At 76.7% G+C, this 12,519-nt stretch carries 11 protein-coding genes; 8 read left to right on the top strand and 3 right to left on the bottom strand.

Translation table 11 applies throughout. The annotated features are described in order from the left end of the window. The 5 genes from ACI8AA_RS13955 to ACI8AA_RS13975 all read left to right on the top strand — a co-directional run. Positions 1–781, top strand: a 781-nt coding sequence (locus ACI8AA_RS13955; RefSeq protein WP_457045008.1) for an HNH endonuclease signature motif containing protein, incomplete at its 5' end; no start/stop codon positions are given. 75 nt (positions 782–856) lie between these two features. Then, positions 857–2,485 carry an acyl-CoA dehydrogenase family protein gene (locus tag ACI8AA_RS13960; protein WP_457045009.1) on the top strand — a complete coding sequence of 543 codons (1,629 nt, stop codon included), beginning with the start codon at positions 857–859 and terminating at the stop codon, positions 2,483–2,485. A gap of 123 nt (positions 2,486–2,608) precedes the next feature. After that, positions 2,609–4,708, top strand: a complete 2,100-nt coding sequence (locus tag ACI8AA_RS13965) for a putative bifunctional diguanylate cyclase/phosphodiesterase (RefSeq protein ID WP_457045010.1) — start codon at positions 2,609–2,611, stop codon at positions 4,706–4,708. A gap of 246 nt (positions 4,709–4,954) precedes the next feature. Continuing rightward, the gene (locus ACI8AA_RS13970) at positions 4,955–5,644 is read left to right on the top strand and encodes an NYN domain-containing protein (RefSeq protein WP_456927790.1); all 690 of its coding nucleotides are present in this window, start codon (positions 4,955–4,957) and stop codon (positions 5,642–5,644) included. Positions 5,645–5,687: 43 nt separating this feature from the next. After that, positions 5,688–5,924: a hypothetical protein gene (locus ACI8AA_RS13975; RefSeq protein WP_387988703.1), complete on the top strand. Its 237-nt coding sequence runs from the start codon at positions 5,688–5,690 to the stop codon at positions 5,922–5,924. 7 nt (positions 5,925–5,931) lie between these two features. Here ACI8AA_RS13975 and ACI8AA_RS13980 read toward each other — a convergent pair whose 3' ends face one another. Beyond that, a complete protein-coding gene (locus ACI8AA_RS13980) occupies positions 5,932–6,390 on the bottom strand; it encodes an ATP-binding protein (protein ID WP_456936224.1) in 459 nt (152 codons plus the stop codon). 182 nt (positions 6,391–6,572) lie between these two features. Here ACI8AA_RS13980 and ACI8AA_RS13985 point away from each other — a divergent pair, with 182 nt between their 5' ends. Continuing rightward, positions 6,573–7,262 carry a GAF and ANTAR domain-containing protein gene (locus ACI8AA_RS13985; protein ID WP_457045011.1) on the top strand — a complete coding sequence of 230 codons (690 nt, stop codon included), beginning with the start codon at positions 6,573–6,575 and terminating at the stop codon, positions 7,260–7,262. Between the two features lie 24 nt (positions 7,263–7,286). Here ACI8AA_RS13985 and ACI8AA_RS13990 read toward each other — a convergent pair whose 3' ends face one another. After that, positions 7,287–8,246, bottom strand: a complete 960-nt coding sequence (locus ACI8AA_RS13990; RefSeq protein ID WP_457045012.1) for a nucleoside hydrolase — start codon at positions 8,244–8,246, stop codon at positions 7,287–7,289. Between the two features lie 43 nt (positions 8,247–8,289). Next, on the bottom strand, positions 8,290–9,363 hold the full coding sequence (locus tag ACI8AA_RS13995; protein ID WP_457045013.1) for an APC family permease: 1,074 nt from the start codon (positions 9,361–9,363) through the stop codon (positions 8,290–8,292). A 664-nt stretch (positions 9,364–10,027) separates the two neighbouring features. Here ACI8AA_RS13995 and ACI8AA_RS14000 point away from each other — a divergent pair. Together ACI8AA_RS14000 and ACI8AA_RS14005 are read left to right on the top strand one after the other, a co-directional pair. Beyond that, the gene (locus ACI8AA_RS14000) at positions 10,028–10,861 is read left to right on the top strand and encodes a hypothetical protein (RefSeq protein ID WP_457045014.1); all 834 of its coding nucleotides are present in this window, start codon (positions 10,028–10,030) and stop codon (positions 10,859–10,861) included. Positions 10,862–11,607: 746 nt separating this feature from the next. Beyond that, complete coding sequence (locus ACI8AA_RS14005; RefSeq protein ID WP_457045015.1) at positions 11,608–12,477, top strand: S1 family peptidase; 870 nt, start codon at positions 11,608–11,610, stop codon at positions 12,475–12,477. Positions 12,478–12,519: the final 42 nt, after the last annotated feature.

Here is a 12,519-nt window from a genome sequence, read left to right on the forward strand (position 1 = left end):
GGCCGACGGCGATCCCCGCCCGATCGGGCAGCTGCGCACCCTGGTCTACGCCGACCTGCTGCAGCGCCCCTGGGAGACCGGCCGGCCGCCGGTGACCGCGCACCTGCAGGTCATCGCCCCCCTCGGCGCCCTGACCGGCCGCAGCACCGAGGCCGGTGCGGTGGACGGGCTGCCGATCACCGCCGCCCACCTGCGGGAGCTGCTCACCCAGCTCGACGCCCTGGGGCTGCGAGCGCCCGACGGCGGCACGGTGACGCTGACGCTGGTCGACGACGACGGCACCCTGCGCGCGACGAGCACGCTGGACCAGCTGGGCCGGTTGGCCGGCCGCGGCTGCCCCGACCACCCTGACACCGATACCGACACCGCTTGCGAGTGCGCGGTGCTCGACCGGCCCGAGCCGACCGACGCCTACCAACCCTCCGCGGCGCAGCAACGGTTCGTGCACACCCGCGACCGCACCTGCCGCTTCCCCACCTGCGGCCAGCGCGTCGGCTGGGCCGACGCCGACCACGTCGTCCCGCACGCCCACGGCGGCACCACCGACTGCGCCGACCTGTGCTGCCTGTGCCGCAGCCACCACCGGCTCAAGACCTTCACCCGCGGCTGGCGCTTCCGGATGAGCGCCGACGGCGTCCTGGCGGTGACGACCCCGTCCGGCATCACCCGCACGACCCGGCCACCCGGGACGCGACCACCACCGGCGAGACCTGATCCGCCACCGGTGGATCCCGGACCACCGCCACCGGTCGACCCGGCCGACGACCCGCCGCCCTTCTGACCGCCGCCGTTCCACGTGGAACGGCGCGCGGGAGGGGTGTGACCACGGTGACAGCGAGGTCGTACGGTGCGCGGCGTGGGTGCGACGCACGAGGTCCTGAACCAGGCCCCGCCGCTGGTCGGGTACGACCCGATCGCCGGAGACGCGGCGCTGCGGGAGGCCTGCCTCCGGCACGCCGACGAGGCGACGCTCGCCTCGCTGGCCGAGCTCGGCGCGCTGGCCGGGAGCGAGCAGGCGCGCGAGTGGGGCCGGCTGGCCGACGAGAACCGCCCGGTGTTGCGCACCCACGACCGCTACGGCCACCGGGTCGACGAGGTGGAGTTCCACCCGGCCTGGCACGAGCTCATGCGGACGGCGTTCGAGCACGGCCTGGCCGGCGCGCCGTGGGCCGCGGCCGACGCCGGCTACCGGCACGCCCACGTGCGCCGCGCCGTCGGCTACCTCGGCTGGACGCAGGTCGAGGCCGGCCACGGCTGCCCGGTGACCATGACCTACGCGGCCGTGCCGGCGCTGCGGGCGGCTCCCGACCTCGCCGCCCGCTACGAGCCCGGCCTCACCGCGACCGGCTACCGGTTCAGCCTCACCGACCCCGTCGCCAAGCCGGGCCTGGTCGCGGGCATGGGGATGACCGAGAAGCAGGGCGGCTCCGACGTCCGGGCCAACACCACGCGCGCGGTCGCGGACGCCGACGGCAGCTACGTGCTCACCGGGCACAAGTGGTTCACCAGCGCCCCGATGAGCGACCTGTTCCTGGTGCTGGCCCAGCTCGACGAGGGCGTCTCCTGCTTCCTCGTCCCGCGGGTGCTCCCGGACGGCAGCCGCAACGTCTTCCGCCTGCAGCGCCTCAAGGACAAGCTCGGCGACCGAGCCAACGCCTCCAGCGAGGTCGAGTTCGACGGCACCACCGGCTGGCTGGTCGGCCCGCCCGGCCGCGGCGTCCCGACGATCATCGAGATGGTCAACACCACCCGGCTGGACTGCGTCATCGGCTCGGCCGCGACGGTCCGGGCGGCGCTCACCCAGGCGGTCCACCACGCCCGGCACCGCTCCGCCTTCGGCGCGCTCCTGGCCGACCAGCCGCTCATGCAGAACGTGCTGGCCGACCTCGCCGTGGAGAGCGAGGCCGCGACGGCCCTGGCGATCCGGCTGGCCGCCGCGGTCGACGCCGGCGAGACCGCGTTCCTGCGGCTGGCCGGCGCCGCCGCCAAGTTCCTCGTCTGCAAGCGGACGCCGGCCGTCGTCGGCGAGGCGCTCGAGGTGCTCGGCGGCAACGGCTACGTCGAGGAGTCGGGCATGCCGCGGCTCTACCGGCAGGCGCCGCTCAACTCGATCTGGGAGGGCTCCGGCAACGTCATCGCGCTCGACGTGCTGCGGGCCCTGGGCCGCAGCAGCGAGTCGCTGGCCGCCGTCACCGACGAGATCGAGCTGGCCCGCGGCGCCGACGCCCGCTTCGACGACGCGGTGAAGCGGCTGGCCGCCGAGCTCGGCGACCCGGACGCGCTGCCGCTGCGCGCCCGCCGCGTCGCCGGCCTGCTCGGCCAGTGCCTGCAGGGCTCGCTGCTGCTGCGGTACGCCCCGCCCGAGGTCGCCGACGCGTTCTGCGCCACCCGCCTCGGCGGGGACTGGGGCCCGGTGCTGGGCACGCTGCCGTCGACGGTGCCCGCCGCGCGGATCGTGGAACGGTCAACCGTTGCCCCTGCCTGAGCGTGCGCCGCTCCACTACCCTCGGGTACGCGTCGCGCACGGACCGACTTCCCATCCCGTCCCGGTCCGGTACCGGTGACCCGCACCACGGGGTCCGGCGTGCGGCAGGGGGAGAGAGAAGGCGTGCACCCATCCGACCGTGCAGGCGCGGCGGCACCGCCGAACCTGCTGGCCAGCGTCCCGGACGCGGTCTGTCACCTCGACCGGGAGTGGCGCTTCACCTGGCTCAACGCCGCGATGGAGGAGCTGCTGGGGCGGCCGGCCGACAGCCTCCTGGGGCAGACAGTCCTCGACTGCATCCCCGACCTGCGCGACACCGAGTTCGTGGCCGAGCTCGGCGGCGCCCTCGACGACGGCCACCCGCGCGTCTTCGAGTACCTGCACAAGCCGCGGGACCGCTGGTTCGAGGTGCGCGCCTCGGGCGACAGCGCCGGCCTGGTCGTGTTCATCCGCGACGTCGACTCGCGGCACCGCGCGCACGCCGCCCAGGCGCACGCCCTGCGGCAGACCACCGCCGTCCTCGACGCCTACCCCACCCCGACCGTGCTGGTCGACCGCGCCGGCCGGGTCCGCAGCGTCAACCGCAGCTGGGCCGACACCGCGGACCTCGTGCGCGCGGGGGGCTGGGAACCGGCCGAGGTGGGCGACGACTACCTCGCGCGGATCGGCCAGGGCCTGACCCCGGACGACCTGGCCCGCATCGCCGGCGGGCTCGCCGAGCTGCGGGCGGCGCCGCCCGGGGGACCGACGCGCACCTTCTCCTGCGAGTACTCCATCGAGTCCCCCAGCGGTCGCACCTGGTGGCGCATGCAGGCGGCGCGGGTGGAGGAGGACGGCCAGCTCGTCGCCACCCACATCGACATCACCGAGCGCGTCCGCGACCAGGAGCGGCTGGCCTGGCAGGCCACCCACGACGACCTCACCGGGCTGGCCAACCGCGCCCGGCTGCTCGAGCTGGTCGGCGAGGCGCTGACCGACGACCGCAGCCGCACCGCGGTGCTCTTCCTCGACATCGACGGCTTCAAGACCATCAACGACTCGCTCGGCTCCGAGGTCGGCGACGAGCTGCTGCGCCAGGTCGGCGCCCGGCTGGTCGCCCAGATCCGGCCCGGCGACGCCGTCGGCCGGCTGGGCGGCGACCAGTTCGTCGTCCTGGCCCGCTCGTGCGACACCCCGGAGGCGGCGTCGCTGGCGTTCCGGCTGCAGCGCTCCTTCGCCCGCCCGTTCGTCGCCCTGGGGGTCTCGGTGCCCGTCTCGGCGAGCATCGGGGTCGCCGTGGCCCAGCCCGGGCTGCGGCACGCCCACCAGCTGCTCAGCGACGCCGACGCTGCCAGCTACGCGGCGAAGGCGGCCGGCCGCGACCGCGTCCACCTGTTCTCCCCGGGCCTGCGCGACGCCGCCCGCTGGCGGATGGACGTCGCCACCCGGCTCCGCGACGGCGCGCTCGACCAGTTCGTCGTCCACTACCAACCAGTGGTGCGCCTGGACACCGGCGAGGTCGAGGGGGTCGAGGCGCTGCTGCGCTGGCAGCACCCCGAGCGCGGCCTGCTCTCGCCCGACGCCTTCCTCTCCGTGGCCGAGGAGACCGGCCAGCTCATCCCGATCACCCGCTGGCTGCTGCACGAGACCACCCGCCAGGCCGCCGAGTGGGCCGAGCAGGGCCTGTCGCTGCGGATGGCGGTCAACATCAGCGCCCGCCACTTCTCCGCCGAGACGCTGGTCCGCGACGTCCGGACGGCGCTGCACGAGTCGGGCCTGGCGCCCGAGCAGCTGATGCTCGAGCTGACCGAGACCAGCGTCGCCGAGGACCCCACCCGCGCCGAGGACCAGCTCGCCGTCCTGCGCGGCTTCGGCGTCCGGGTGGCCATCGACGACTTCGGCACCGGCTGGTCCTCGCTGGCCCAGCTCATGGCGCTGCCCATCGGGACGCTGAAGATCGACCGCTCGCTGATCAATGCCGCCGAGCGGCTGGCCTCCGGCGGCACCGGCGCGGTGCTCGGGGCGATCGTCGAGCTCGCGCACACCCTGGGCATCCGGTCGGTCGCCGAGGGCGTGGAGACCGCCGAGCACCTGCGGATGGTCCGCGAGGCCGGCTGCGACTCCGCGCAGGGCTACCTGCTCGCCCACCCCATGAGCGCCGAGGACGTCGAGCGCTGGGCGGACCGGGTGCGGGCCGGCGGCGGCGACTCCTGCGCGCTGGCCCTCGCCGGCCGGCTGCGCTGAGGGGGCTGCCCTGAGCGGACGGACGGGAGCGCGCCGGCGGTGACCGGTCCCGTCCGCCGGCGCGCCGTCCGCCGGGCCACCGCCCCGGCCGGCCCGCCGCCCGCCGTCGTCCCGCCCGTCGTCCCGCCCGTCACAGCCCCGCCCGCCGTCGAACCGCCCGCCGTCGAACCGCCCGCCGCCCCGCCGGTGCCGGACACGTCGGGTGGCCCCGGTCCGGACGCGACGGCGACCGGGCAGACTGCCCCCGTGACCGCGACCAGCGACGAGACGCCCCTGGCCGAGCCCCGGACCGACGGCGGCCGCGGGCGGCCCGCGCTGGACCTGCTCATCTGGGACGCGCCGAACATCGACATGACCCTGTCGACGGTCATCGGCGCCCGCCCCACCGCCGCCTCCCGGCCGCGCTTCGACGCGATCGCCGCCTGGTTCGTCGACGGCGCCGGCGACGCCGCCGCGCCGGACGCCCCCGAGGTCGAGGCCTGCGTGTTCGCCAACATCCCGCCGGTCGTCGGCTCCCTGCAGCGCTGGGTGGAGGCGCTGCGCGGCTTCGGGTACGCCGTCTTCGCCCGGCCCAAGAGCCAGCCCGACGACGACATCGACCAGGCGATGCTCGACCACATCGAGGTCCGCGCGCACAGCCACCGGCTGCGGCGGCTGGTCGTGTTCTCCGGCGACGGGCGCAACTTCGCCGAGCCGCTCGAGGAACTGGCGCGGACCGGCACCCAGGTCGTCGTCGTGGCCTTCAGCGAGGTCGCGGGCTACGCCATCGGCTCGGACCTGCTGGAGTTCATCGACATCGAGGACGTCCCCGGCGCCTTCGCCGCTCCGCTGGACCGCGTCCGGCTCGACGCCCTGCCGCCGGACGGCGCGTGGCTGCGGCCCACCCGCAGCCTGCGGGACTTCGTCTCGAACTGGACCGCCCGCCGCAGCAGCTGAACCGCGCCGTGTCCCGCGGTCCCGTCCGGGGAAGGGAGGGGCCATGGCGGTCTGCGAGGTCTGCGGCAACGACTACGACATGAGCTTCGAGGTGGTGGCCCAGGGGGCCCGGCACACCTTCGACAGCTTCGAGTGCGCCATCCACCGCATGGCGCCCATCTGCGAGCACTGCGGCGTCAAGGTGGTCGGGCACGGCGTCGTCGTGGAGGGGCAGTTCTACTGCTGCGCCCACTGCGCCCGCGCCGAGCACGACGGCGCGGCGGTGGCCGACTCGGCCTGAGCCGGGGTCAGTCGCGCGGGATCTCCGGCGCGCGCGGCTCGGGGACCTGGCTGCCGAACCCCTCGACCGGCTCCAGGCCCGAGGGCAGCCGCGCCCACACGTGCTTGCGGCCGGGGCGCTTCTCCCAGCCGTAGTCGACCGACAGCTGCGCGACCAGGTGCAGGCCCATCCCGCCCAGGGACGGGTCGCGGTCGACGGCGGGCACCGGCGGCCGCTCGGGCGCCTCGTCGCTGAGGTCCAGCAGCCAGCCGGCGGGGCTGGCCACCACCAGCGCGCGGACGTCGCCGCCGCCGTGCCGCAGGGCGTTGGAGGCCAGCTCCTCGAACACCAGCAGCAGCCCGTCGCGGGCGTCCTCGGTCGACGACGTGCTCACCGACGGGTGGGCGATGCGCGCCCGCAGGTCCGCGCGGACCCGGGAGACGACGTGCATGGCCTCCAGCTGCCAGTGCCAGACGTCGCCGGCCACGGAGGGCACCGGAGTGCACGGCCACGCCTCCTGGCCCATGTCCCACCCCTCGCGTCTGCTCCGCCGACCGGCGTCCATCCTGACCGAAAGCGCCCTGGCCCGCAGCGGCGGGCCCGCGCGTCCCCCGCACGGGGGTGGTCACCCGGGTCCCCGGGAGCCGCCGGTACGGGCAGGATGGGCCCGTGGAGGACCTCTGGCGCGCGCTGAGCCGCCTGCAGCTGGCCGACCGGGGCCTGGACGACGTGCTCCACGAGGTCACCCGGATCGCCGCCGAGAACATCCCCGGCGCCGAGTCGACGTCGATCACCCTCGTCCGCGGCGACGTGGCCACCACCGCCGCCCACCACGGGGACATGGCCCTGGCGGCCGACGAGCTGCAGTACGAGCGGGGCCACGGGCCCTGCCTGGACGCCGGCCGCGGCGGCGTGGTGCTGCGCATCGACGACACGCACACCGAGACCCGCTGGCCGGACTACGTCGCGCGGGTGGTGGAGGTCGGCGTCCGCAGCTCGCTGTCGATGCCGCTGCCCTACCAGGGCACCACGATCGGGGCGCTGAACAACTACTCCACGCGGCCCGCCGCGTTCGCCTCCGACCGGTCGGCCGAGGCGGCCCGGGAGGTCGCCGAGGCGGTCGCCGTCGCCGTCGCCAACGCCGACGCGCACGCCCAGCTCGGCGAGCACGCCCGCAACATGGAGCTGGCGATGCAGTCCCGCGCGGTCATCGAGCAGGCCAAGGGCGTGCTGATGGCGCAGCGGCACGTCGACGCCGACGCCGCCTTCGAGCTGCTGCGCGAGGCGTCCCAGCGGTACAACCGCAAGCTGCGCGACATCGCCGCCGGGATCGTGGCCTCGACCCAGGGCACGCGCTGAGCCGGATCGGCCCGCCCGCGCCGCTCAGCCCACCCTGGCGGCGAGGTCGGCCAGCCGGCTGACCAGGAACTCCACGGCGGCCGGGCTGTCCACGGTCTCGGCGACGTCGACCGCGGTGGGGGAGGCCGACACCGTCCGGCGGTCGACCAGCGTGTGCCCGCGGGCCGGCCCCGCGGTGGTGTCGACGACGACGTCGCGGCGGACGGTGCCCAGCGTGCCCGGCACGATCGCCTCGGTGAGCGCCAGCGCGTCGTGCACCACCACGCCGGTCGTGCCGTAGGAGGTGCGGGCGTGGTCCAGGTACTGCTGCAGGATCGCCGCCGCCGTCTTCCCGACCGGCCCGGCCGCGGCGAACCGGGCGACGCCGTCCTCGTCGAGGACCGTGGGCAGGGTGACGTCGAGGCCGACGAGCACGGTGGGCACCGTCGAGCCGAGCACCCGGGCCGCGGCCTCCGGGTCGGACCACACGTTGAATTCCGCGGCGGCGGTGACGTTGCCGCCGCGGCCGGCAGAGCCGCCCATGAGCACCAGCCGGTCGATCCGCTCCGCCGCCCCGGGGTAGGTGGCCAGCAGCAGCGCGATGTTGGTCCACGGCCCGATCGCGGCCACCGTCACCGGCTCCTCCGACGCCAGGAGCAGCTCGGCCAGCGCGACGACGGCCGGGCGGGGGTCGACGGCGGCCGGGGAGGGCGGCAGCTCGACGCCGCCGAGGCCCGCGGCGCCGTGGACGTGCCCGGCCCGCTCGGGCTGGGGGAACACCAGCGACTCGGCGGCGCCCGCGGCCACCGGGACGTCGGAGCGGTCGGCCAGGTGCAGCACCCGCAGCGCGTTCTCGGTGGTCTGCGCGAGGTCGACGTTGCCGTGCGTGGTGGTGACCAGGCGGAGGTCGACCTCGGGGCTGGCCAGCGCCAGCAGGATCGCCAGCGCGTCGTCGATGCCGGGGTCGGTGTCGATCACCAGGGGCCGCGGTGCGGGAGGAGGCACCCGGCCATCCTCGCAACCCGGCCGGGGGGCGCCTGCGCCGCGGTCAGCCCGCGGCCCGGCGCCGCGGCAGCGCGGTCACCAGGTACAGCACCACCCCGACGGCGAGCAGGACGCCGGCGAACGCCCACGTCCGGGCCTCCTGGGGCCACAGCAGCACCAGGCACGAGGCGATGCCGAGCACCGGGACCACCGGCGGCACCCGGAAGTGCGGGGCGTCGACGCGGTCGCGGCGCAGCACCAGCACCGCGGCGTTGGTGCTGAGGAAGACGAACAGCAGGAGGAGGACGACCGTGTTGGCCAGCGTGGCCAGGTCCCCGGCCAGGCTCAGGCCCATCGCCACGAGCGTGGTGACGGCGATGGCCACCCACGGCGTCCGGCGGCGCGGCAGCACCCGGCCGAGGACCGCCGGCAGCAGGCCCTGCTCGGCCAGCCCGTAGGCCATCCGGCTGGCCATGATCATCGTGAGCAGCGCGCCGTTGGCGACGGCGACCAGCGCGACGACGCTGAACAGCTCGTCGGGGACGCCGGCGTCGGCGGCGCGGACCACCTCGAGCAGCGGCCCGGTGGAGCCGGCGAGCTCCTCGGGCGGGAGGACGACCGCGGCGGCCAGCCCGACCAGCACGTAGACGACGCCAGCGGTGAGCAGCGCCCCGAACAGCGCCCGCGGGTAGACCCGGCGCACGTCGCGGACCTCCTCGGCGACGTTGGCAGAGGTCTCGAACCCGACGAACGAGTAGTAGGCCAGCAGCGCCGCCGACAGCACCGCCGTCCCCGCGGACACCCCGGGCGGGAACTCCACCACCCGGCCAGGGTCGCCGTCGCCCCGCCCCAGGACCACCGCCCCCAGGACGACGACGAGCACCAGGCCCGAGGTCTCCACCAGCGTCATGACCAGGTTGGCGCGCAGCGACTCCCGGATGCCGCGGGCGTTGAGCAGCGCCACGGCCAGCAGGAAGACCAGGGCGGCCGGTGCGGCGGGCACGTCGAGGAAGACGGTGAGGTAGTCGCCGGCGAAGGCCAGCGCCAGGCCCGCGGCGCTGGTGACGCCGGCGGCGAGCATGCAGAAGCCGACGAGGAAGGCGACCACCGGCGAGCGGAACGCCCGCTCGGCGAACACCGCCGAGCGCCGGCGCGCGGGTACTTCGTGACCAGCTCGGCGTAGGAGCCCGCGGTGAGCAGCGCCAGCAGCAGTGCGACCAGCAGCGGCACCCAGATCGCCCCGCCGACCTCCGCGGACACCTCGCCCACCAGCGCGTAGACACCGGCACCCAGGACGTCGCCGAGGATGAACAGGTAGAGCAGCGGGCCGGTGACGGCGCGGCGCAGCTTCGTGTCCGGCTCGGCCGGGCCGCCCGGGATCCGGTCGGGGGCCGCGGTTGCGGGCTGCTCTCTCACCGGTCGAGTCTCGGCAGGGCCGGAACACCCGGCAACCGGACCGCACCGTTCCGGGACACGGGACGGGCCGCCGGGACGGGACACGGGGACGGGCCGCCGGGACGGGCCACCGGACACGGCTCGACACGCCGGGCGCGGCGGGGCGTGTCCCGGGATGACCGGAGGCCCCGCGGGGGCCTCCCACGCTCGCGGGCCGTCGACGGGTCGACAAGTGATCGCCGGCAGCGCCGGGTGACCAACGCGCTGGTCAGGGCGTCACAACGGTTGCGTCACGGGGTCTCCAGGACGTGTCCCGATCGGCCGTCCGCGAGGCCCGTCGTCCCTACCGTTCCCCCTGTCCGCAGCACCTTCCCCGGCTGCGGACCAGGACCCCTCAGGAGGACGGCATGGCGATCGACCGGGCACCCGCCCCGTCGTCGGCGACCCTGCCGGACGACCTGTCCCTGGCCGGCCTGCTCGGCCTGCTCGACCGGGCGCACGAGCTGCCGCGGCGACCCCGGCCGCGCCGCGCGGTGGCGACCCGCTCGCCGGGCGCCGCCCGCGCGCTGCGCCCGCTGCCGCTGGCCCGCCCGGTGCCCGTGCCGCGGCCGCGCCCGGTGCCGCCGGCAGTGGCTCCGGTCCCCGCGACCCCGGTCCCGGCAGTTCCGGCGGCGCCGGCCCCCGTGCCGGCTCCCGCCCCGGCGACCGGCCCGCGCTGGCGCGCGCGGCTGCGGGCCTCGGTCCGGCGGCTGGCGATGTGGGGCGCCGGCCCCGGCGGCGCCCACGCCGCGTGGCCGACCGCGCCGGTCGTCGTCCCGCCGGCCGGGCCGGGCCTGGTCCGGCGGCTGGCGCTCTGGGGCGCCGGCCCCGACGGCGCGCACCTGGCCTGGGGCCGGCCCCGCCCGGCGGCACCGGCCGCCCCGCGGCCCCGCGTCCCGAACGACCCCGTGGTGCTCACCGAGCTGCCGAGCACCCCCACGATCCGGCCCGTGGCGTCTTCCCCCGCCGCGGCGTCGCCCCCGGCCGGCTCCGGCCGGCCGGTCCCGCCCCGTCCCGCCGCCCCCCGCTCCGCGGGCCCGGCGCTGGCCCCGGCCGGCTGGCCGGCGCGGCCCGCCGCCGGGCGGCCGACGGCGCGGGCGCCCGACCCGCCGCGCACCGCCGGGGCGGTGCGCACCCGGGGCGACCCGGGCGGGCACCCGGCGCGGGGTTCGCCCCGGCCACCGCCGCCGGCTCCCGGCTGATCCGCAGCGCGCCCCCTCCCCGGGGACGCGCGTCCGCCCCTCGTCGACGTGCTCGACGGGCCCGGCCGCCCCCTTCCCCCCGCGGGTGGCCGGACCGCCGGCCCGCTCCCCGAGCAGATCCACCTCCCGGCCGACCACGGCCGCCCCTGGGCCTCCACCCGCGGCACGCCGCCGCCGGGCAGACCCCTCCGCACGACGATCCGGCCTCGACCCCCCGCCGACTCACCCCCGGGTGCAGCGCGCGGACCCTCCAGGGAGGCCCCGGACCGCACCGCGGAGCGGCGCCCGGCAGCGGGAGTCCCCCCGCCGCCCGACAGACGCTCCCGCACGACGATCCGGCCTCGACCCCCCGCCGACTCACCCCCGAGGTGCAGCGCGCGGACCCTCCAGGGAGGCCCGGACGAGCGCGGCGCGGCCTGTCCGGCGACGGTCGCCGCGGCGAGGAGGACCGGGTCCCGCCGGTGCCCGGCGGGGGACGACCCGCCCCGTCGTCCCCCCGGGTCTCTGACCGCGCGGAACCCGGCCAGGCAGGCGCCCGGCCCGCCGGAGGAGGTGGACGCCCGCGGGACCCGGCCGCGGTCCCCGGCCCGGCGCCGCGAGGAGGACGACGGACGCCGCCCCCGCTCTGGGGCGCGCTGCGACGAGACGACACGACGGGCGGGCACCGGTCCCGACGAGTTGCGCATCCCACCCGTGCACGGTTCGTTCCCCTCCGTGGAGGTTCCTCCACCGGACGAGGGGACGAGATGCACACACGCACGAAGGCGGTGCTCACCGGCGCCGCGGCCCTGCTCACGGTCGGCCTGGTGGCACCCGCACCCGCCGGGGCGGTCACCGGGGGCATCGAGGACCGGGCGAACGTCTACGACGACGTGGGCCTGCTGGTCTTCTACGACGCGACCGGCCGCTACCGCTGCTCGGGGACGCTCGTGTCGGAGACCGTGGTCCTCACCGCGGCGCACTGCACGGCCGGCACCGTGGGCGACACGATCGTCACCTTCGAACCGGTGGTCGACGAGGAGGCGCCCTCCGACCTGCCGACCGCCGGTGTCCCGGCCGAGGGCTTCGGGTCGGGGGAGGACCTCCCCGACGGCTGGTACCCGGGTACGGCGTACACCCACCCGGAGTACTCGGACTTCACCGACACGGACAACTGGAACGACGTCGGCGTCGTCGTCCTCGACGCGCCGGTCACCGGCATCGAGCCGGCCCAGCTCGCCGCGCCGAACGAGCTGGACCGGTACGCCCAGCCGCGGCTGAACCGCACGACGTTCACCGCCGTCGGCTACGGCACCGAGGTCCGGCAGGCCGACTCCGGCCCGCAGAAGCCGACCCCGCAGAGCTTCCCGATCCTGCGCCGCTACACCGACGTCGTCGGCCATAAGCTGACCCCGCAGATCCTGCAGGTCAACGGCAACGAGCACGACAACCGTGGCGGCGGGGGCACCTGCTTCGGCGACTCCGGCGGTCCGAGCTTCAACCCGGAGACCGGGCACGTCGTCACGGTGACCAGCTACGGCTACACCTCCAACTGCCGCTACATCGACGGCCTGCAGCGGGTGGACGTCCCCGTGGTCCAGGACTGGCTGGCCGGGTTCGGGGTCACGGCCGCCTGACGCCGCACCGCCCGCCGGGAGCCCCGGTCCGCGACGCGGGCC

The sequence above is a fragment of the Geodermatophilus sp. SYSU D01180 genome, from assembly GCF_054050415.1.

Coding starts and splice junctions, on each gene's coding strand:
- ACI8AA_RS13975 (WP_387988703.1), top strand. CDS start 5,688: ATGGCGGTCTGCGAGGTCTGCGGCAACGACTACGACATGAGCTTCGAG.
- ACI8AA_RS14000 (WP_457045014.1), top strand. CDS start 10,028: ATGGCGATCGACCGGGCACCCGCCCCGTCGTCGGCGACCCTGCCGGAC.
- ACI8AA_RS14005 (WP_457045015.1), top strand. CDS start 11,608: ATGCACACACGCACGAAGGCGGTGCTCACCGGCGCCGCGGCCCTGCTC.